General features: G+C 65.7%; 18 protein-coding genes. 2 read left to right on the forward strand and 16 right to left on the reverse strand.

Features of this window, described 5'->3' with window-relative positions; all coding sequences use genetic code 11:
- Window positions 1–21: 21 nt before the first annotated feature.
- From hflX to ndk, 10 genes are all read right to left on the reverse strand, one after another.
- On the reverse strand, window positions 22–1,197 hold the full coding sequence (gene hflX, locus LGM56_RS31260; protein ID WP_174946413.1) for a GTPase HflX: 1,176 nt from the start codon (window positions 1,195–1,197) through the stop codon (window positions 22–24).
- A 72-nt stretch (window positions 1,198–1,269) separates the two neighbouring features.
- Window positions 1,270–1,509, reverse strand: coding sequence for an RNA chaperone Hfq (gene hfq, locus LGM56_RS31265; RefSeq protein ID WP_006399927.1), 240 nt, complete (start codon window positions 1,507–1,509; stop codon window positions 1,270–1,272).
- 154 nt (window positions 1,510–1,663) lie between these two features.
- A complete protein-coding gene (gene der, locus LGM56_RS31270; protein ID WP_046197066.1) occupies window positions 1,664–3,001 on the reverse strand; it encodes a ribosome biogenesis GTPase Der in 1,338 nt (445 codons plus the stop codon).
- A 247-nt stretch (window positions 3,002–3,248) separates the two neighbouring features.
- Window positions 3,249–4,394: an outer membrane protein assembly factor BamB gene (gene bamB, locus LGM56_RS31275; RefSeq protein WP_089425558.1), complete on the reverse strand. Its 1,146-nt coding sequence runs from the start codon at window positions 4,392–4,394 to the stop codon at window positions 3,249–3,251.
- 41 nt (window positions 4,395–4,435) lie between these two features.
- The gene (locus tag LGM56_RS31280; RefSeq protein WP_039360256.1) at window positions 4,436–5,065 is read right to left on the reverse strand and encodes a tetratricopeptide repeat protein; all 630 of its coding nucleotides are present in this window, start codon (window positions 5,063–5,065) and stop codon (window positions 4,436–4,438) included.
- Between the two features lie 55 nt (window positions 5,066–5,120).
- Window positions 5,121–6,461 carry a histidine--tRNA ligase gene (hisS, locus tag LGM56_RS31285; protein WP_039360260.1) on the reverse strand — a complete coding sequence of 447 codons (1,341 nt, stop codon included), beginning with the start codon at window positions 6,459–6,461 and terminating at the stop codon, window positions 5,121–5,123.
- Window positions 6,462–6,477: 16 nt separating this feature from the next.
- Window positions 6,478–7,782, reverse strand: a complete 1,305-nt coding sequence (ispG, locus tag LGM56_RS31290) for a flavodoxin-dependent (E)-4-hydroxy-3-methylbut-2-enyl-diphosphate synthase (RefSeq protein ID WP_089494984.1) — start codon at window positions 7,780–7,782, stop codon at window positions 6,478–6,480.
- Between the two features lie 112 nt (window positions 7,783–7,894).
- Window positions 7,895–8,920, reverse strand: coding sequence for a helix-turn-helix domain-containing protein (locus LGM56_RS31295; RefSeq protein WP_089494985.1), 1,026 nt, complete (start codon window positions 8,918–8,920; stop codon window positions 7,895–7,897).
- Between the two features lie 164 nt (window positions 8,921–9,084).
- Window positions 9,085–10,224: a 23S rRNA (adenine(2503)-C(2))-methyltransferase RlmN gene (gene rlmN, locus LGM56_RS31300; protein WP_069248105.1), complete on the reverse strand. Its 1,140-nt coding sequence runs from the start codon at window positions 10,222–10,224 to the stop codon at window positions 9,085–9,087.
- 55 nt (window positions 10,225–10,279) lie between these two features.
- On the reverse strand, window positions 10,280–10,705 hold the full coding sequence (gene ndk, locus LGM56_RS31305) for a nucleoside-diphosphate kinase (protein ID WP_006478674.1): 426 nt from the start codon (window positions 10,703–10,705) through the stop codon (window positions 10,280–10,282).
- A 249-nt stretch (window positions 10,706–10,954) separates the two neighbouring features.
- Here ndk and LGM56_RS31310 point away from each other — a divergent pair, with 249 nt between their 5' ends.
- Window positions 10,955–11,653 (forward strand): Bax inhibitor-1/YccA family protein, encoded by a 699-nt coding sequence (locus LGM56_RS31310; protein ID WP_006761414.1) that lies wholly within the window; start codon window positions 10,955–10,957, stop codon window positions 11,651–11,653.
- 63 nt (window positions 11,654–11,716) lie between these two features.
- On the opposite strand, the gene rlmD is transcribed toward LGM56_RS31310, so the two are convergent.
- Entirely contained in the window at window positions 11,717–13,171 is a 1,455-nt protein-coding gene (gene rlmD / locus LGM56_RS31315) for a 23S rRNA (uracil(1939)-C(5))-methyltransferase RlmD (protein ID WP_264171036.1), read from the reverse strand.
- Window positions 13,172–13,336: 165 nt separating this feature from the next.
- Here rlmD and LGM56_RS31320 point away from each other — a divergent pair, with 165 nt between their 5' ends.
- Window positions 13,337–14,191, forward strand: a complete 855-nt coding sequence (locus LGM56_RS31320) for an endonuclease/exonuclease/phosphatase family protein (RefSeq protein WP_226207724.1) — start codon at window positions 13,337–13,339, stop codon at window positions 14,189–14,191.
- A gap of 32 nt (window positions 14,192–14,223) precedes the next feature.
- Here the strand turns inward: LGM56_RS31320 and LGM56_RS31325 are convergent, their stop codons facing one another.
- From LGM56_RS31325 to surE, 5 genes are read right to left on the reverse strand one after another with little or no spacing between them, the layout of a single operon-like run.
- A complete protein-coding gene (locus tag LGM56_RS31325) occupies window positions 14,224–15,000 on the reverse strand; it encodes a 3'-5' exonuclease (RefSeq protein ID WP_039360281.1) in 777 nt (258 codons plus the stop codon).
- A 3-nt stretch (window positions 15,001–15,003) separates the two neighbouring features.
- On the reverse strand, window positions 15,004–16,092 hold the full coding sequence (gene rpoS, locus LGM56_RS31330; RefSeq protein WP_226207696.1) for an RNA polymerase sigma factor RpoS: 1,089 nt from the start codon (window positions 16,090–16,092) through the stop codon (window positions 15,004–15,006).
- An 11-nt stretch (window positions 16,093–16,103) separates the two neighbouring features.
- The gene (locus LGM56_RS31335; RefSeq protein ID WP_089494988.1) at window positions 16,104–16,991 is read right to left on the reverse strand and encodes a peptidoglycan DD-metalloendopeptidase family protein; all 888 of its coding nucleotides are present in this window, start codon (window positions 16,989–16,991) and stop codon (window positions 16,104–16,106) included.
- A gap of 5 nt (window positions 16,992–16,996) precedes the next feature.
- The gene (locus LGM56_RS31340; RefSeq protein ID WP_089494989.1) at window positions 16,997–17,929 is read right to left on the reverse strand and encodes a protein-L-isoaspartate(D-aspartate) O-methyltransferase; all 933 of its coding nucleotides are present in this window, start codon (window positions 17,927–17,929) and stop codon (window positions 16,997–16,999) included.
- On the reverse strand, window positions 17,926–18,687 hold the full coding sequence (gene surE, locus LGM56_RS31345; RefSeq protein WP_089494990.1) for a 5'/3'-nucleotidase SurE: 762 nt from the start codon (window positions 18,685–18,687) through the stop codon (window positions 17,926–17,928). Before surE ends, LGM56_RS31340 begins: the two co-directional genes overlap by 4 nt.
- Window positions 18,688–18,755: the final 68 nt, after the last annotated feature.

Raw genomic sequence — 18,755 nt, forward strand, 5'->3', positions numbered from 1 at the left:
CGACGAACCGGCCGGGACCGGTTAGCGCCCGTGTTCGGAAATCGTGTGGTCTTCGTGTGGTTCAGCGGGGGCGCCGTCGAGCGCGCCGTTGGGTAACGTCGCGCTGGAAAGGTGTTCCGCGGAGGCGATTTCGGCGATGGCGGCACGCAACGCGTCAAGACCCTGACCGGTGCGCGCGCTCAAAAAGACGCGCGAAATATTACCATACTCGTCCCGCTCGACCGCGTCGCCGCGGGCCGCCAGTTCAGGCACGGCGTCGATCTTGTTGAACACCAGCACCTGGCGGATCGTGTCCGCGCCGATCTCGTGCAACACGCCATTGACCTGCTCGATCTGTTCAAGCCTGACCGCGCTCGATGCATCGACCACGTGCAGCAGCAGATCCGCGTGGATCGTTTCCTCGAGGGTCGCGCGGAATGCGGCGACCAGCTGGTGAGGCAACTCGCGGATGAACCCGACCGTATCCGACACGACGATCTGGCCGACCTCGTCGCCGAGGTACACGCGCCGCGACGTCGTATCGAGCGTGGCGAACAGCTGGTCGGCCGCGTAGGCCTGCGCTTTCGTCAGCGCATTGAACAGCGTCGACTTGCCCGCGTTCGTATAGCCGACGAGCGACACCGACATCGTGCCGCTGCGCGCACGCTGGCGGCGTTGCGTGCTGTGTTGCCGGCGCAGCCGGTCGAGCCGCGACTTCAGCATCTTGATGCGTTCGCCGATCAGCCGACGGTCGGTTTCGAGCTGGGTTTCACCGGGGCCGCGCAGGCCGATACCACCCTTCTGCCGTTCAAGGTGGGTCCATGCGCGAATGAGCCGCGTCGACAGGTACTGAAGCTGCGCGAGCTCGACCTGCAGCTTGCCTTCATGGCTGCGGGCACGCTGGGCAAAGATGTCGAGGATGAGGCTGGTGCGATCGACCACGCGCCTGTTAAGTGCCTGCTCCAGATTACGTTGCTGGGCGGGCGCCAATGCGTGGTTGAAGATGACGATTTCGACGTTGTGCGCGTCGCAGGCGAGCCGGAGTTCTTCGGCTTTGCCGCTGCCGATGAACATCTTGGCATCGGGACTGGAACGACGCCCCGTGAGGGTGACTGCGGGACGGGCTCCCGCGCTGGAGGCGAGAAGACTGAGTTCTTCGAGGCTGGCTTCGAAATCGGTCTTGCCGAAATCGATGCCGACGAGCGCTGCGTTGATCAAATTTTCAGGTGTCAAGATAAGGCGGCTGGCATCGGTCGCTCGCGGCGACCGGATGCCGGCCGCTGCGATAGGTTAGGACGAGGCTTCCGCGTCCGGGTGGAAATTCACCGGGCGCGCCGGCACGACCGTCGAGATGGCGTGCTTGTACACCATCTGGGTCACCGTATTACGGAGCAACACGACGTACTGGTCGAACGATTCAATGTTCCCTTGAAGCTTGATGCCGTTGACGAGGTAGATCGAAACGGGAACGTGCTCTTTGCGCAGTGCGTTCAAAAACGGGTCTTGTAACAATTGCCCTTTGTTGCTCATGGCGTACTCCATCTTTTTTTGCAGGTTGATCTGGACTGGCGGCGAAGAAAAAGAGATCCGGCGCCAATCGCTACACTATAGCCGATTTTGCCTGGCCCGCCGGGGGCATAGGCCTTGCGGCCAACCCCTTGCGTGACGCGTGTAACAGACGTCTTCAGCTCTTGTCCGCGTACGGATTGTTCGACGAACGGAACTCTATGCGCAATGGAGTCCCTGTCAGCGAGAAAGTTTCGCGGAACCGGTTTTCCAGGTAACGCTTGTACGTTTCCGTCACGGCGTCGAGCGCGTTACCGTGGATGACGATGATCGGCGGATTCTGGCCGCCCTGGTGCGCGTAGCGCAGCTTCGGACGCACCGGGCCGCGACGGCGCGGCTGCTGGAATTCGACTGCCTCGATCAGCGCGCGCGTGAGCTTCGGCGTCGGCAGCTTCGCCATCGCCGCGGCGTACGCGTCGTCGACCGAGCGCATCAGCGTGCCGATGCCCGTCTTCTTCGTTGCCGAAATGAAGTGTGATTTCGCGAAGTCGAGGAATTTCAGCTTGCGGGTCAAATCCGCTTTCGCGCGATCGCGCGCATGCTCGTCGAGCCCGTCCCACTTGTTGACGCCGATCACGAGCGCGCGACCCTGTTCGACGACGAAGCCGGCGATGTGTGCGTCCTGGTCGGAAATGTCCTGCTGCGCATCCAGCAGAAGAATGACCACGTTCGCGTCTGAGATCGACTGCAGCGTCTTCACGACCGAGAACTTCTCGATCGCCTCGAACACCTTGCCGCGGCGGCGCAGGCCGGCCGTGTCGATCAGCGTGTACTTCTTGCCGTTGCGCTCGAAGTCCACGTAGATCGAATCGCGCGTCGTGCCCGGCATGTCGAACGCGATCACGCGATCCTCGCCGATCAGCGCGTTCACGAGCGTCGACTTGCCGACGTTCGGGCGGCCGACGATCGCGATCTTGATACCGCGCGAAGGATCGTTCTCGTCCTCTTCCTCCGGACGGTCCGCGTACGCGACATCCAGCGCCTCGTTGATCATGTCGGTGACGCCGTCACCGTGCGCAGCCGAGATCGCACGCGGATCGCCGAGCCCGAGCTCGTAGAAGTCCGTCGCGACCGCCGTGTACTTCATCCCCTCGGCCTTGTTGACGACCAGGAAGATCGGCCGGCCGGTCTTGCGCAGGTAGTCGGCGATCGACTTGTCCTGCGGCGCGAGGCCGTTACGGCCGTCGACGATGAACACGACGACGTCGGCTTCCTCGACGGCCTGCCGCGTCTGGCGCGCCATCTCGTGCAGGATGCCGTCCTTCGCGACGGGCTCGAAGCCGCCCGTGTCGACGACCAGGTACGGCCGCTCGCCCACGCGCCCTTCGCCGTAATGGCGATCGCGCGTCAGGCCCGGCAAGTCGGCGACCAGCGCATCGCGCGAGCGCGTGAGCCGGTTGAACAGCGTGGATTTCCCCACATTGGGGCGCCCAACGAGGGCAATGACCGGTTTCATCTGTGTTTTCTACGGTGAAGCGCAGCAGCGGGAGGCCCGCTGCTGCGGGCGGCTGCGCTGAATGAAAATATCACGAATTCGCGCCGCGCCGGATGCGCGCGCCTGGCGCGCGCTGCGCGCCATCGTCTTTCGTCTCGAACTGCCTTTCAAATACCGAGCGGCCGGGAGCACCGGCCGCCTTCAAGTCACGCGGCCGCGGCGCACGGGACAAGCCCGTCGCGCCGCGGCCGCGCATGTTTCCTGCGCGTCAGCGCGGACGGAATCCGTACAGGCCGCCGTCCTTCGTCTGCACGACGAGCGTATTGCCCGCGAGGACCGGCGCCGCCGTAATCGCGCTGCCGTCGGTCTTCATCCGTGCGATGAAGCTGCCGTCTTCACGCGACAGGAAGTGCACGAAGCCCTTGTAGTCGCCCAACACGACCGCATGCCCGAGCAGATACGGCACGCCGACGTCACGGCTCTTCAGCTTGTCGTTGCGCCACAGCTGGTTGCCCGACGCAGCATCGTACGCGGTCACGACCGACCAGTCGTCGCCGCCGGCGACCACCGAATCGTCCTGCGCGAGGCCGCTGCGGCTCGAGAACGCCTTTTCCCACAGCGGGCGGCCCGAGTTCGCATCGAAGCAGCCAAGCTGCCCCTGGAACGTCACCGCGCAGGCTTCCGCGCCCACGAGCGTCGGCGGACCGCTGACGTCGTTGATGCGCTCGACCTCGGTCACACCCTTCGGGAACGACACCGGCGTCTGCCAGAACGGCTCGCCCGTCTGCAGGTTGATCGCGACCAGCCCGCCGCCGGGGAAGCCCGCCAGCACCGCCGCGTCACCCGCGAACGTCATGCCGGCCGACACGCGCAGGTTCAGCGGCACCGCACGGTTGCGGTAGTTCCACTTCTGCTCGCCCGTCTGCGCATTGAACGCGATCACCTGGCCGTCGATCGTGCGGACGACCACGAGGCCGTTGCCGACGAGCGGCGGCGAGAAGATCTCGCCCTGCACGGTGGTCTTCCACAGTTGCTTGCCGTCCGGGCCCAGCACGAACACACCGCCCTTCAGCGCGCCGACCGCGGTCAGGTTGCCGTCGCTGCCGACACCGGCCGACAGGTCGGAGCCGACCTTCGCGCGCCAGAGCGTCTGGCCCGTCTTCGCGTCGATCTTCTCGACCGAACCGTTTTCGCCCGCTGCATAGACGGCGTCGCCCACGGCTACCGGCGAGAACAGGTAGCGCCCGCCCTTGCCGACGCTCGCCTTCCAGACCTGTTGCACGTCCATCACGGGCTTGAACTCGGTGAGCGGCGTCGGCACGCGGCGCGCGTCCTTCGACGACGAGCAGGCCGCCAGTGCAAGGACAGCCGCCGCGCAGGCAACGGGCACAGCGTAACGTTTCAGCAAATTCATCGGTTAGCGAAGCAGAGTTAAGAGGTTGAGGGGACCGGGGTTCAGCCGCCGAGCGCGTCCAGCTTGAACTGCACGAGCTGACGCGCGGACTGGTCGTCCTTCGACAGGCCGTCGAGCGCGAGCTTGTACGCCGCGCGCGCATCGTCGGTCTTGCCTTGCGCGGCAAGCAGATCGCCGCGGCGATCGGCCACGAGGCCCTTGAATGCATCGACCGGCGTACCCGACAGCAGCGCGAGGCCCGCATCGTACGCCTTCTCGTCGAGCAGCAGCGACGCGAGACGCAGCTTCGCGATCTGCTTGTACTCGTCATCCTTGGCGTGATCGACGGCCCATTGCAGCTGCGCCTTCGCACCGGCCGAGTCGCCGGCTGCGTACAGCGTCTTCGCAGCGGAGAGTGCGGTCATCTGCGCATACGGCGTGCTGCCGAACTTGTCTTCCATGTCGGCGGCCGCGCGCGCGATCGTCGCCTTGTCGTTCGCGGCGGCGGCCTTCTGGACCTGTTCGTACAGCCCGGACGCCTCGGCAGCCTGACGGCGCTGCCAGTAGTTCCAGCCGTTGAAACCGGCCGCGACGACGAGCGCCGCGAGCACGATCCACGTGGTGAGGTTGCCCCAGCGGGCCCACCACGCCTTGACACTTTCAATCGATTCTTGTTCGTCGTGGTAACTCATCGGCGAGCGATTCCTTCCTGTTCAGGCTTTTCTTGTCGAGCGGATGCCAGCGCGATCAGTCGTCGCCGTCTTCGGCGGATGCAACCATCGCATTGATTAGGAATTCGGTCAAGCCTTCGACCGGTACGGTCTGCTGAACGTTCTTTTCCCCGTCTCCGCCCGCACCGCGCAGCGCTTTCACGCCCACCGTGCCGTTTGCAACCTCTTCTTCACCGAAGATCACCGCGAACGCGGCGCCGCTTGCGTCGGCCCGTTTCATCTGCGACTTGAAGCTTGCCGGCGCGCCGTCGGCGCTGCAGTGGAAGATCACGTCGAGGCCCGTGTCGCGCAGGCGCTCGGCCGCGATGAACGCCTGTTCACGCGCGGTCTCGCCCTGGTGCACGACGTACACGTCGACGCCTTCCTGCTCGGGTGCGAGATCCTCTTCCTTCAGTAGCTCGAGGATCCGCTCGATGCCCATCGCCCAACCGCATGCGGCGGTCGGCTTGCCGCCGAGCTGCTCGATCAGCGGATCGTAGCGGCCGCCGGCTGCGACCGTGCCCTGCGCGCCGAGCTTGTCGGTGACCCACTCGAACACGGTCAGGTTGTAGTAGTCCAGGCCACGCACGAGACGCGGGTTGATCTTGAACGGAATGTTGTTCGCGAGCAGCAGGCGCTGCAGCCCTTCGAAGTGCGCGCGCGATTCGTCGCCGAGGAAGTCGATCAGCTTCGGCGCGTTCTGCGCGATTTCCTGCAGCGCGGGGTTCTTCGTGTCGAGCACGCGCAGCGGGTTCGTATACAGGCGGCGCTTCGCATCCTCGTCGAGCACGTCGGCAAACTGCTCGAGGTACTTGATCAGTTCGACGCGATGCGCGGCACGCTCTTCGGCAAGGCCGAGCGAGTTGATCTCGAGCTTGATGCCGGTCAGGCCGAGGTCGTCCCACAGGCGCTGGCACATCATGATGATCTCGGCGTCCGCATCAGGACCCGCGAAGCCGAGCGCCTCGACGCCGACCTGGTGGAACTGACGATAGCGGCCGCGCTGCGGACGCTCGTGACGGAACATCGGCCCGATGTACCACAGGCGCTTCGGGCCGTCGTACAGCATGTTGTGCTCGATCGACGCCCGCACGACGGCCGCGGTATTTTCCGGGCGCATCGTCAGGTTTTCGCCGTTCAGCGCGTCGGTGAAGCTGTACATCTCTTTTTCGACGATGTCGGTGACCTCACCGATGCCGCGCGTGAAGAGCTGCGTGTGCTCGACGATCGGCGTGCGGATGTTCTGGTAACCGTAGGCGCGCAGCAGCGATTTCACCGTAGCTTCGAAGAACTCCCAAAGGCCGGCATCCTGCGGAAGGATGTCGTTCATGCCCTTGACGCCGGTGAGCTTCTCGATCTTGCGTTTTTGTTCAGTCATCGTGTGTGTGGACGAATTAGTTCGTGGCCTCAGCGCGGCCGTAGTTGCGTTCGACGTAGTCGCTGACGATCTGCTGGAATTCCTCGGCGATCCGCTCGCCGCGCAGCGTCTTGACCTTCTCGCCGTCGATGAAGACAGGCGCGGCCGGGTTCTCGCCCGAGCCCGGCAAGCTGATACCGATGTTCGCGTGCTTCGATTCGCCCGGGCCGTTGACGATGCAGCCCATCACCGCGACGTTCATTTTCTCGACGCCCGGATACTCTTTGCGCCAGACCGGCATCTGTTCGCGCAGGTAGGTCTGGATCTGCATCGCGAGTTCCTGGAACAGCGTGCTCGTCGTACGGCCGCAGCCCGGGCACGCGATCACCATCGGTGCGAACGAGCGCAGGCCCATCGTCTGCAGGATTTCCTGGCCGACGATCACTTCGCCCGTGCGCGACGCGCCCGGTTCCGGCGTCAGCGAGATGCGGATCGTGTCGCCGATCCCTTCCTGCAGCAGCACGCCGAGTGCAGCCGTCGACGCGACGATGCCCTTCGAGCCCATGCCGGCCTCGGTCAGCCCGAGGTGCAGCGCGAAGCCGCAGCGGCGGCTGAGTTCGCGGTACACGGCGATCAGATCCTGCACGCCGCTGACCTTGCACGACAGAATGATGCGGTCGCGGCCGAGACCGAGTTCGACCGCACGCTCGGCCGAGCCGATCGCCGACTGGATCAGCGCCTCGTACATCACGCTCTGCGCATCCCACGGCTGCGAACGCGCACCGTTCTCGTCCATCATGCGCGCGAGCAGGTCCTGGTCGAGGCTGCCCCAGTTCACGCCGATCCGCACCGGCTTGTCGTACTTGGCCGCCGCCTCGATCATCTGCGCGAACTGCGTATCGCGCTTCGCGCCCTGACCGACGTTGCCCGGGTTGATCCGGTACTTCGACAGCGACTCGGCGCAGCCCGGGTAGTCGCGCAGCAGCAGGTGGCCGTTGTAGTGGAAATCGCCGACGAGCGGCACGGTCACGCCCATGCGATCGAGCTGCTCGCGGATCGCCGGCACGGCGGCCGCGGCCTCCGGCGTGTTGACCGTGATGCGCACCAGTTCGGAGCCCGCGTTCGCGAGTTCCTTGATCTGGATTGCCGTGCCGATCGCGTCGGCCGTGTCGGTATTCGTCATCGACTGCACGCGCACGGGCGCGTCGCCGCCGATCGTCACGAGCTGCCCGCCCCAGCGGACATCCACCGCATGCGATACGCGGCGCGGCTGGTGCCCGCCGAACACCGGCTCGGTTGAACAAATCTGACTGCTGCGTGGGGATTGAGCTTCGGATTGCATCGATAGATCCATTTACGCGGAATGCGCCGCGACGCGGCGCATGAATTGAAAAAGCGCCGTGCCCTCGCGGCCTGTCGATATCGACGACAGGCCTTCGCCACGGCGCTTGACGTCAGGGCAACGTGAACCGCGCCACATTACCCCGCGCTGCCGAATATTTTGCCGGATCGACAGGTTTTCCGTCGAACGCGATCGCGTCGAGGCCCGCCTTGTTGCCGATCGTGACCTTGAACGGGCCGTCGCCGGCGACCTGCTTCGCCTCGCCGCCGTGCACCAGCCCGGAGAACAGTTCCTTGCCGCTCTTGTCGCGCACGCTGAACCAGCTGTCCTGCTTGACCTTCAGTTCGATCAGCGACTGGCCGGCCGCCACCGCGACGCTCGCCGGCTGGGCCGGCACGGCGGCGCTTGTCGCCGTCGTTGCCACGACGGGCTGCGATGCGGCTGCCGTCACGACCGGTGCCACGGGCGCAGGCGCCGGAGCAGCCGACGCAACCGCCGGCGCCGGGGCTGCAGACGCAACAGCCGGGGCCGGAACCTCATTCGCGACGACGGCAGACGCACCGCTCGAGGCCGCCTCTTCGACGGAAGACGATGAGGCGGCAGGCGCGCTCGCGGCCGACGCATGCTCGGCATCGCCGCTCTTGAAGCGCGCGAGCAGGCTCGACGAATCGCCGCCAGTGTGCCACATCAGTACGGCAACCACCGCGACGACGACGATCCCCGTGCCCCAGAGCCACGGGTGATGCCGCGACGACCCGCCCAGCGGAATCGACACGCGACCGCGCGGCAGATCCGTGCCCGACGACGCGGGCATCGACAGGTCGACTTCCGGCACCCCGCGCTCGCGGCGCAACGCCTGCGCGAACGGTTCCGGATCGACGCCGAGCATCTTCGCGTAGCTGCGCACGACACCGAGCGCGAACGTCACGCCGGGCAAATGGCTGATGTCACCAGCCTCGAGTGCCCGAAGCTTCTGCGGTGCGACCTTGAGTCGCGCCGACACGTCGTCGACGGTCCAACCCCGTGTCTCCCGAAGCTGCGCCAGTCGGCTGCCGACTGCCGCAAGCGATTCCAACCCTGCCGGTGCCGGCTTCGCGCCATTCGTCTCTGCGCCGTTAGACGGCTGCGGCTCACTCATCCTTGTCCTCGCGTCGATTCTTCTTCACTGGCGGCCGCCGCCGGTTCCCGCCGGCCGGCACCCGCAACTGTCCATACCATGCGCGACGCCGAGGCGCCGCGACCGATCGCTATTCGCGTGTTGTACCGCTTAAAGACCCTGGCATCCCCGGCCAGGCATCCCTGTCAAATCGCCCGAACTTCGATGATTTTTCCTGCTGCGCCCGTCCGTTCCGCGAGGCGCGTGCGGTCCTTCACTGCGCCGGCCAGCTGACCGCACGCGGCATCGATGTCGTCGCCGCGCGTCTTGCGCACGGTCGTGACGACACCCGCGTCGATGAGGACCTGTGCAAAGCGCTTGATCTGCTCCGGCTTCGAGCGGATGAGGCCCGATTCCGGAAACGGATTGAACGGGATCAGATTGAACTTGCACGGCACGTCGCGTGTGACGGCCAGCAGTTCGCGTGCATGCGCTTCGGTGTCGTTGACGCCGTCCAGCATGCAGTATTCGAAAGTGATGAAGTCGCGCGGCGCGACTTTCAGATAACGCTGGCAAGCCGCCATCAGCTCGCGCAGCGGATACTTCTTGTTGAGCGGCACCAGCTCGTCGCGCAGCGGATCGTTCGGTGCGTGCAGCGACACGGCCAGCGCAACCGGCAGCTCGGCGCCGAGGCGGTCCATCATCGGCACCACGCCGGACGTCGACAGCGTGACGCGGCGGCGCGACAGGCCGTACGCGTTGTCGTCGAGCATCAGCCGCATCGCCGGCACGACCGCGCTGTAATTCAGCAGCGGCTCGCCCATGCCCATCATCACCACGTTGGTGACGACCCGTTCGGCCTTGCCGTTCGGGCCGGGCGCGCGGCCCAGGGACGCTCGCAACGCAAATTCGGCCATCCGGAGCTGGCCGATGATTTCGGCTGTCGACAGATTGCGGGAAAAGCCCTGCTTGCCCGTCGAACAGAAGCGGCAGTTGACCGCGCACCCGGCCTGCGACGACACGCACAGCGTGCCGCGCGTCTCTTCCGGGATGAACACGGTTTCGACCGCATTGCCGTTTCCGACATCGATCAGCCACTTGCGCGTGCCGTCGGTGGAAACGTGATCGCTGGCGATCTCGGGCATGCCGATCGACGCGCGGCCCTTGAGTTTTTCTCTCAAGGACTTCGCGAGATCGGTCATGCCGTCGAAGTCGCCAGCGTTGTACTGGTGGATCCAGCGCTGCAACTGCTTGGCGCGGAACGGCTTCTCGCCGAGGCTGCCGCAGTACGCGACAAGACCCTCGGCATCGAAGTCGAGAAGATTGACGGAAGTTTCGCTCGTCATGATGTGCTGCCTTGCCGCGTGCGCTGAATCCTGCCTACTTGCTGCCAGCCAGGGCTTAGCGCGAGTAAACGTTCATTTCCGGGAAGAAGAACGCGATTTCGACCGCTGCCGTTTCAGCAGCGTCCGAGCCGTGCACGGCGTTCGCGTCGATGCTGTCGGCGAAGTCGGCGCGGATCGTGCCCTTTTCTGCCTTCTTCGGATCCGTTGCGCCCATCAGGTCGCGGTTCTTCAGGATCGCGCCTTCACCTTCCAGAACCTGGATCATCACCGGGCCCGAGATCATGAAATCGACGAGGTCCTTGAAGAACGGACGCGCTGCGTGAACCGCGTAGAACTTCTCTGCGTCAGCACGCGACAGGTGCGCCATGCGCGATGCGACGATCTTCAGGCCGGCGCCTTCGAAACGGCTGTAGATCTGGCCGATCACGTTCTTTGCCACCGCATCCGGCTTGATGATCGACAGGGTGCGCTCGATTGCCATAAAAACTCCAAAAAATTAAGAAGTTACAGGTTCAAATGAATCCGCTATTGTAGCACGATCCCGTGTATCATTGCGATTGAACCCTTACACACGTGAAAGGTTCCGAATCCATATGTTTTGTGCTGCCTGGCCATTGAAACCTCCCGGCACGGAACGTATCTTAGCCATAGCTGCTCCGGTTTGCTGCGCCGCACACCGCGTGTGCCGAACCGGCCCCGGACGCCCACGCGTTCAATGTTAGGAGAAACCATGAACGACTATCCGTACAATTTCGGCCGCGGCGGTTCCGTCAGCACCGCCGAGGTTCGCAACCGCGTGCTGCGGAACACGTACTGGCTGCTCGCGCTGTCGATGGTGCCGACCGTGCTGGGCGCCTGGGTCGGCGTCGCGACGGGCTTCTCGCTGTTCGCGGCCACGAGCCCGATGATGAGCCTGCTCGCGTTCTTCGCGATCGCGTTCGGCTTCATGTTCGCGATCGAGCGGACCAAAAACAGCGCGGCCGGCGTATTCGTGCTGCTCGGCTTCACGTTCTTCATGGGCCTCATGCTGTCGCGGCTGCTGAGCTTCATCCTCGGCTTCTCGAACGGCCCGTCGTTGATCATGCTCGCGTTCGGCGGCACCGGCATCATCTTCGCCGCGATGGCGACGATCGCCACCGTCAGCAAGCGTGACTTCTCGGGGCTCGGCAAGTGGCTGTTCATGGGCGTGATCGTGATCCTGCTCGCCTCGGTCGCGAACATCTTCCTGCAACTCCCGGCGCTGATGCTCACCGTGTCGGTACTCGCGATCGCGATCTTCTCCGCCTACATGCTGTTCGACGTCCAGCGCGTCGTGAACGGCGGCGAGACGAACTACATCTCGGCCACGCTCGCGATCTACCTCGACCTGTACAACGTGTTCACGAACCTGCTCGCACTGCTCGGCATCTTCGGCGGCAACCGCAACTGACGTTCGCTACACCCCATGAAAAAACCGGCCCGCGGGCCGGTTTTTTTACGTCCGCCGCCTGACTCAGTCGCGCTCGAACAGCGCGATCGATTCGACGTGCGACGTATTCGGGAACATGTTCACGACACCGGCGCCCTTCAGGCGGTAGCCGGCCTCGTGCACGAGCAGGCCCGCGTCGCGCGCCAGCGTCGACGGGTTGCACGACACGTAGACGATGCGCTTCGGCAACGGGCCTTTACCGCTCTGCGCGATCTCGGCCAGCGCCTTCGACACCGCGAGCGCGCCTTCGCGCGGCGGGTCGATCAGGAACTTGTCGAATGCGCCGAGCGCACGCATGTCGTCGCCCGTCACTTCGAACAGGTTCCGGCATGCGAACGTCGTGTGGCCGTCGACACCGTTCTCGCGCGCATTCGCCAGCGCGCGCGTCGTCAGCGTATCGCTGCCTTCGATGCCCATCACCTCGCGCGACAGCCGCGCGAGCGGCAGCGTGAAGTTGCCGATCCCGCAGAACAGGTCGAGCACGCGGTCGTCGCGCGACGGCGCGAGCAGGCGCAGCGCGCGCCCCACCAGCACGCGGTTGATTTGATGATTGACCTGCGTGAAATCGGTCGGCTTGAACGGCATGCGGATGCCGAATTCCGGCAGCGTGTAGTCGAGCGATACGTCGAGCGGATAGAACGGCGTCACCGTGTCCGGCCCTTTCGGCTGCAGCCAGAACTGCACCTTGTGCTCGTCCGCGAACGCGCGCAGCAGCGCTTCGTCGTCCGCGTTGATCGGCTCCAGCACGCGCAGCACGAGCGCCGTGACTTCTGAACCGACCGCGAGCTCGATCTGCGGCATCCGATCGCGGATCGACAACCCCTCGACCAGCCGGCGCAGCGGCACGAGCATCGCCGACACGTGCGGCGGCAGCACTTCGCAGCTCGTCATGTCGGCGACGTAGCTGCTCTTCTTCTCGTGGAACCCGACCAGCACGCCGCCCTTCTTCGCGACGTTGCGCACGGTCAGGCGCGCGCGGTAGCGATAGCCCCACGACGGGCCGTGAATCGGCGCGAACATCGTTTCCGCGCGCAGCTTCGCGAGGTGCCACAGGTTGTCTTCGAGCACGCGCTGCTTGACCGCCACCTGCGCCCGCATGTCAAGATGCTGCATCGAGCAACCGCCGCAGGTGCCGAAGAACGCGCATTTCGGCTTCGTGCGCATCACGCTCGGGCGCAGAATGTCGACGACCGTCGCCTGCTCGTAGCTCGGCTTGCGGCGGAAGCTCGAATAGGTCACACGCTCGCCCGGCAGCGCGCCCTCGACGAAGATGACCTTGCCCGGCTCGCCGTCCGCGGTGATCGTGCGGCCGACACCGCGCGCTTCCATGTCGAGCGATTCGATCTCGAGGACCGGGGCGATTCCGGGCGCGACGGGCGCGTTTCTTGATTTGCGCGCAGAAGTGGGGACGGCTTCGGACACCAGCTTTTCCTGACAAACGTTGAAGAAGGCGAGATTGTAGACGACGCAGGCCCGCATCGCCCGCTTTGCATGCGCCAAGCGCCGATACTTAAGCATAGACGGCCCGGCATTGCGCCGGAACGGCCAGACAGGCGGGCCCCCGAGAGCGCCAGCGGCCACGTGGCCCGTGGCGCCGACTCAGGTAAGCCCGGGCCCGAGATCCGCCCGACAGGAGATTCGACCATGCAACTGATCGACTGGAACATCCAATGGGGTCGGGACGCGGACGGCGGCGTCGATCTTTCGCGCACCGTCGCCGCGATCCGCGCGCTGGGCGACTTCGACGTGCTGTGCCTGCAGGAAGTCACGCGCGGCTTCGGCGCACTGCCCGGCCGGCCCGGTGCCGACCAGTTCGCCGAACTCGCGGCGCTGCTGCCCGGATATACGATCGTCGAAGCGATCGGTGCCGACTTGCCGCCCATTGAAACCGGCGCACCGCGCCGCCAGTTCGGCAACGCAATCGCGACCCGCATGCCGGTCGGGCGCGCACTCCGCCAGTTGCTGCCGTGGCCGGCCGACGCCGGCGCGCCGTCGATGCCGCGCGTCGCGCTCGACGTCGCGTTGCAGGCGCCCTTCGGGCCACTGCGGGTGGTCACCACGCATCTGGAATATTATTCGGCGCGCCAGCGGCTCGCGCAGGTCGACGCATTGCGCGACCGGCACCGCGAGGCCTGCGCGCACGCGGCACGACCGGCGCCCGCCGAAACCGCCGAGGGGCCGTTCAGCGCAACCGGCCAGCCACGCGATGCGATCATCTGTGGCGACTTCAACAGCGCGTTCGGCAGCGACGCCTATTGCCGACTCCTGGAGCCAATCTCGGACGCACCGTGCTTCATCGACGCATGGGTCGCGCGACACCCGGGCCGCATGCCACCGCCGACGGCGGGTGTCTACGATACGGTGCAATGGTCGGAGGGGCCGCTCGCGTGCGACTTCGTGTTCGTGACCGATACGCTGCTGCCGCGCGTCATGCGCTGTGAAATCGACGGCGACGTGCGCGCGTCCGATCACCAGCCGGTGCTGCTCGAACTGGCCTGATCGCGCCGCCGGCCGCAGCGCACTCGCCCTCGCTATGCGTCGAAACCGGCCAGGTATTCGGCCCAGTGCGACGCAGGCTCCTGTGCAAGCGAGTTCTTCACGAGCAGGATCTCGTCCGCATACTCGCTCGGCGTCAGGCCGCCGCGCATCAACTGGAACCGGCAGTACAGCAGGTAGGTATTGACGACGTCGGTTTCGCAATAATTGCGGATTTCCTCGATTCGCCCGGCCTGGAACGCCGGCCACACCTGGCTGCCGTCCATGCCGAGCTTGCCCGGAAAGCCGCACATCTTCGCGAGCGCGTCGAGCGGCGCATTCGCGCGCGCCTGATACATCGCGAGCACATCCATCAGGTCGGTATGCCGGGAGTGGTAACGCGAGATGTAGTTGTTCCACTTGAAATCGCGGTCATCCTCGCCGAGATCCCAGTAGCGGCTCGCAGGGATACCGTGCACGAGCGCGCGGTAATGGAGCACCGGCAGATCGAAGCCGCCGCCGTTCCACGACACGAGCTGCGGCGTGTATTTCTCGATCACGCGGTAGAACGACTGGATCAGCGTCGCTTCGTTGTCCTGCGGCGTGCCGAGCGAGCGCACACGAAAACCGTTGTTGTCGCGGAACACGCAGGAAATCGCCGCGATGCGCTGCAGGTGGTGCGGCAGGAAATCGCCGCCGGTCTTCTCGCGGCGGGCGGCGAATGCATGCTCGGCCACCGCGGCATCGTCGAGCGTCGCGGGCAGGTCTTCCAGACGGCGAATGCCGTCGACATCGGGAATCGTCTCGATGTCAAACACAAGAATCGGAGTCATCAGTTACAGAACGGCGTCCTTGCGCACACCGTTGGAGGCGAAAAACCGCTTGAGGCGCACCAGCGCTTCCTGCTGGATCTGGCGCACGCGCTCGCGCGTGAGCCCCATCTCGTCGGCCAGCTCCTCGAGCGTTGCCGGTTCGATGTGGTTCAGGCCGAAGCGGCGCTCGATCACATGCCGATGCTTGTCGGACAACCGCGACAGCCACGCGCGCGTCAGCGTCTCGAGCTCGCGGTGCTGAACCTCCGCGTCGGGCGACTGGCTCTGGTCGTCAGGCAGCAGGTCGAGCAGGCTGCTCGCGGGATCGAGGTCGAGCGGCGCGTCGAGCGACGCCGTGTGCTCGTTGAGCGCAAGGATGTCGGTGACTTCCTCGGCGGTCTTGCCGGTGAGATAGGCGATGTCGTCGATGCTGGCTTCGCGACGCTCGGCCGCCTCGCCCGTCGACATCGAGTTCTTTTCGAGGTGGCGCTTCGCGCGCAGCACCTGGTTCAGTTCGCGGATCACGTGCACCGGCAGGCGCACCGTGCGGGCCTGGTTCATGATCGCGCGCTCGATGCTCTGCCGGATCCACCACGTCGCGTAGGTCGAGAAACGGAAGCCGCGCGTCGGGTCGAATTTCTCGATGGCGTGCATCAGGCCGAGGTTGCCTTCCTCGATCAGGTCGAGCAGCGGCACGCCACGGTTCAGATATCCCTTCGCGATGCTGACGACGAGACGCAGATTGCGCTCGATCATCACCTGCCGCGCCTCGAATTCGCCGGCCTTGGCCAGACGCGAATAGCGCTGCTCCTCCTCGACGGTGAGCAGCGGCTTCACGCTGATGCGGTTCAGGTAATGCTGGATCGTGTCGGCCGTGAGCTCGGCCTGCAGCATCGTGCGGAAATCGTCGACATCGGGCGCCGCCTCGACACGGCCTTCGCGCTCGTCGTCGCCACCGTCCGCGTCGGCGTCGCGTGCATCGAGATCACGCTCGTTGTCCGCGACGTCGTCTTCGTCGTCCGTCGAAGCACCAGCTCGCCCCACCGATGCTTGCGTGGCTCGACTGATTTTCTCAGACTCGGCTTGCGGCTCGTGGCGCTTCGATTTCGGCATGGTCGTCTCGGTTATTGAGGCGGCAAATACTTCAGCGGATCGACAGGTTTACCCTGCCGGCGAACCTCGAAATGCAGCATCACGCGGTCGGAATCGCTGTTCCCCATCTCGGCGATCTTCTGCCCCTTCGTTACCGCGTCCCCCTCTTTTACCATCAAAGCGCGATTGTGTGCATACGCCGTGAGGTAAGTTGCATCGTGCTTGATGATAATGAGGTTGCCGTAGCCGCGCAGGCCATTGCCCGAGTAGACGACGCGACCGTCGGCCGCCGCCTTCACGGTCTCGCCGGCCGACCCGCCGATATTGACGCCCTTGTTCTTCGCGTCGTCGAAACCGTTCAGCACGGGACCGCGCGCGGGCCATGCGAACGTCACGGGGCCGCTCGGCGCGGCTGCCGTATCGCTCGATGCGGCTGCCGCGGCAGGCGGCGTCGCGACCGACGACGACGTGCCGGCGGCCGGCGTTGCCGGGCCGCTGCTGAGCGGCGCGGTCGCAACAGCGGCGCCCGCGATCGGTGCGGCGACCTGCGTGCCCGTAACGGCGGCACCAGCCTGCGGCGAAACGCGCAGCAGCTGGTCGACTTCAATCTGATTCGGGTTCGCCAGGTTGTTCCACGCGGCGATGTCGCGATAGTTCTGCCCGTTTTCGAGTGCGATCCGGTACAGCGTGTCGCCCGGCTTCACCCGGTAGTAACCCGGCGGCGCCGGAGGAAGCGGCGCCGCGGGCTGCGCGGTGCCGGTCGTGCCGAGCGAACCGGAGCGATCGACGACGGGCGCGTTGTCGAGCCGCGTCGCACAGGCGGCCAGAAGCGTGGAGAACGCAGCTACGCAGATCGCCCGCTGGGCGAGCGTGAGCGGTTCCCTGGAACGGTTGTTTTGCATCGCGCGCAACATACTCATCGGTTTCAAATTACTCCGGATTTTAAAGGGACAAAGAAAACGCGATCAAGCCGTGACTCTCGCCATTGCGCGTGCGCGACGCGCTCGACGAGCGTGAGCACCTGGTGCTGTCCGCTCTGCGCGCCGACCGGCGCGACGAGCCGCCCGCCGATCGCGAGCTGCTCGAGCAGCGCCTGCGGCACGTCGAGCCCTGCCGCCGCGATCACGATCGCGTCGAACGGGGCTGCGGACGGCAAGCCGACACGCCCGTCGCCGTAGTGCAGACGGATGTTCGGCACGCGCAGCGGCCGCAGGTTCAGCTTCGCGCGCTCGTAGAGCGGCTTGATGCGTTCAATCGAATACACGTCGCGTGCCACGTGGCTCAGCACGGCGGCCTGATAGCCGCAGCCCGTGCCGATCTCGAGAACGCGCTCGAGCGTGCGGCCGGCCATCGCGAGCTCGATCATGCGCGCGACGACCGACGGCTTTGAAATGGTCTGCTGGTGGCCGATCGGCAACGCCGAATCCTCGTAGGCCTGCGTCGCGAGCCCCGGATCCACGAACATGTGTCGCGGCACCGCGGCCATCGCTTCCAGCACACGCGCGTCGGTCACACCGTTCGCGCGCAGCCGTTCGACCATCCGTTCGCGCACGCGTTCCGACGTAAGCGCGAACGCGCCGGCCGGCGCGACGCTCGGTGCGGCCGGCTTCGGCATCGCCGGCTTCAGTGCGGTCGGCTTCGGCGCGGTCGCCGGCTTCGCGGCGGCGGAGCCGGGCAACGCCGATCGCGTCGCAGCGGGCTTCACCGCAACCGGTTTCAGCACGGCCGCAGGCTTGTCGGCGGCCTTCGATGCCGCAACCGCCGCATGGCGTTCGCCGGCCCGACCTTCCGACTTGCGTGGCGCTCGCTTGAGATCTTCGAGCGCGAGCGGGAACCGCTTCGCGCGCTCGCCGCTCATGAAGCCCGCCCTCCGGCGCGCGCCCATTCGCGCGTCGCGGACAGCATCTGCGTGTGCGTGAGGTCCAGCTGCAGCGGCGTGATCGACACGAAACCGTTTGCCACTGCATGAAAATCGGTGCCGTCGCTGGCGTCCAGCGCTTCGCCCGCCGCGCCGATCCAGTAGATCGGTTCGCCGCGCGGGTCGGTCTGGCGAATCACCGGCTGCGACGGATGACGCTTGCCGAGGCGCGTGACCTTCCAGCCTTTCAGTTCGTTATACGGCAGGTTCGGAATATTGACGTTGAGCAGCGGCTGGCCCGGCAGCGGATGCGCGAGAGAGTGCTCGACGATTTCCGCGGCGACGCGCGCGGCGTCCGCCAGATGGGCCCAGCCCTTGTCGACCAGCGAGAATGCGATGGCCGGCACGCCGAACATGATGCCCTCGGTGGCGGCCGCAACTGTCCCCGAATAGAGCGTGTCCTCGCCCATGTTCTGGCCGTTGTTGATCCCGGAAACGACGAGATCCGGCCTGGCGTCGGCCATCCCCGTCAACGCGACGTGTACCGAATCGGTCGGCGTGCCGTTCACGTAGAAGAAACCCGTACTCGCCGCGCGCTGCACCGACAGCGGCCGCGACAGCGTGAGGGAATTCGACGCGCCGCTGCAGTTCTGCTCGGGCGCGATCACCGTGAGCTCGGCCAGCGGCTGCAGCGCGTCGCTGAGCGCGGCGAGACCGGGGGCGAGATAGCCGTCGTCGTTGCTGAGTAGGATTCGCATCCGGCGATTGTAACCGAGGAAAGATGGCGCGAGAGCGACAGTCCGGCGACTGCGGAGCGACGGCTGCG

The organism is Burkholderia sp. AU38729 (genome assembly GCF_020419725.1).
GTDB lineage: Bacteria > Pseudomonadota > Gammaproteobacteria > Burkholderiales > Burkholderiaceae > Burkholderia.

Excerpts from the sequence above, each read along its gene's own strand:
- hisS (WP_039360260.1), bottom strand. The coding sequence starts at position 6,461 with ATGACTGAACAAAAACGCAAGATCGAGAAGCTCACCGGCGTCAAGGGC.
- LGM56_RS31295 (WP_089494985.1), bottom strand. The coding sequence starts at position 8,920 with ATGAGTGAGCCGCAGCCGTCTAACGGCGCAGAGACGAATGGCGCGAAG.
- surE (WP_089494990.1), bottom strand. The coding sequence starts at position 18,687 with ATGCGAATCCTACTCAGCAACGACGACGGCTATCTCGCCCCCGGTCTC.
- LGM56_RS31340 (WP_089494989.1), bottom strand. The coding sequence starts at position 17,929 with ATGAGCGGCGAGCGCGCGAAGCGGTTCCCGCTCGCGCTCGAAGATCTC.
- LGM56_RS31280 (WP_039360256.1), bottom strand. The coding sequence starts at position 5,065 with ATGAGTTACCACGACGAACAAGAATCGATTGAAAGTGTCAAGGCGTGG.
- ispG (WP_089494984.1), bottom strand. The coding sequence starts at position 7,782 with ATGCAATCCGAAGCTCAATCCCCACGCAGCAGTCAGATTTGTTCAACC.
- LGM56_RS31320 (WP_226207724.1), top strand. The coding sequence starts at position 13,337 with ATGCAACTGATCGACTGGAACATCCAATGGGGTCGGGACGCGGACGGC.
- rpoS (WP_226207696.1), bottom strand. The coding sequence starts at position 16,092 with ATGCCGAAATCGAAGCGCCACGAGCCGCAAGCCGAGTCTGAGAAAATC.
- bamB (WP_089425558.1), bottom strand. The coding sequence starts at position 4,394 with ATGAATTTGCTGAAACGTTACGCTGTGCCCGTTGCCTGCGCGGCGGCT.
- rlmN (WP_069248105.1), bottom strand. The coding sequence starts at position 10,224 with ATGACGAGCGAAACTTCCGTCAATCTTCTCGACTTCGATGCCGAGGGT.
- der (WP_046197066.1), bottom strand. The coding sequence starts at position 3,001 with ATGAAACCGGTCATTGCCCTCGTTGGGCGCCCCAATGTGGGGAAATCC.
- ndk (WP_006478674.1), bottom strand. The coding sequence starts at position 10,705 with ATGGCAATCGAGCGCACCCTGTCGATCATCAAGCCGGATGCGGTGGCA.
- LGM56_RS31335 (WP_089494988.1), bottom strand. The coding sequence starts at position 16,991 with ATGAGTATGTTGCGCGCGATGCAAAACAACCGTTCCAGGGAACCGCTC.
- rlmD (WP_264171036.1), bottom strand. The coding sequence starts at position 13,171 with ATGCGGGCCTGCGTCGTCTACAATCTCGCCTTCTTCAACGTTTGTCAG.
- LGM56_RS31310 (WP_006761414.1), top strand. The coding sequence starts at position 10,955 with ATGAACGACTATCCGTACAATTTCGGCCGCGGCGGTTCCGTCAGCACC.
- LGM56_RS31325 (WP_039360281.1), bottom strand. The coding sequence starts at position 15,000 with ATGACTCCGATTCTTGTGTTTGACATCGAGACGATTCCCGATGTCGAC.
- hfq (WP_006399927.1), bottom strand. The coding sequence starts at position 1,509 with ATGAGCAACAAAGGGCAATTGTTACAAGACCCGTTTTTGAACGCACTG.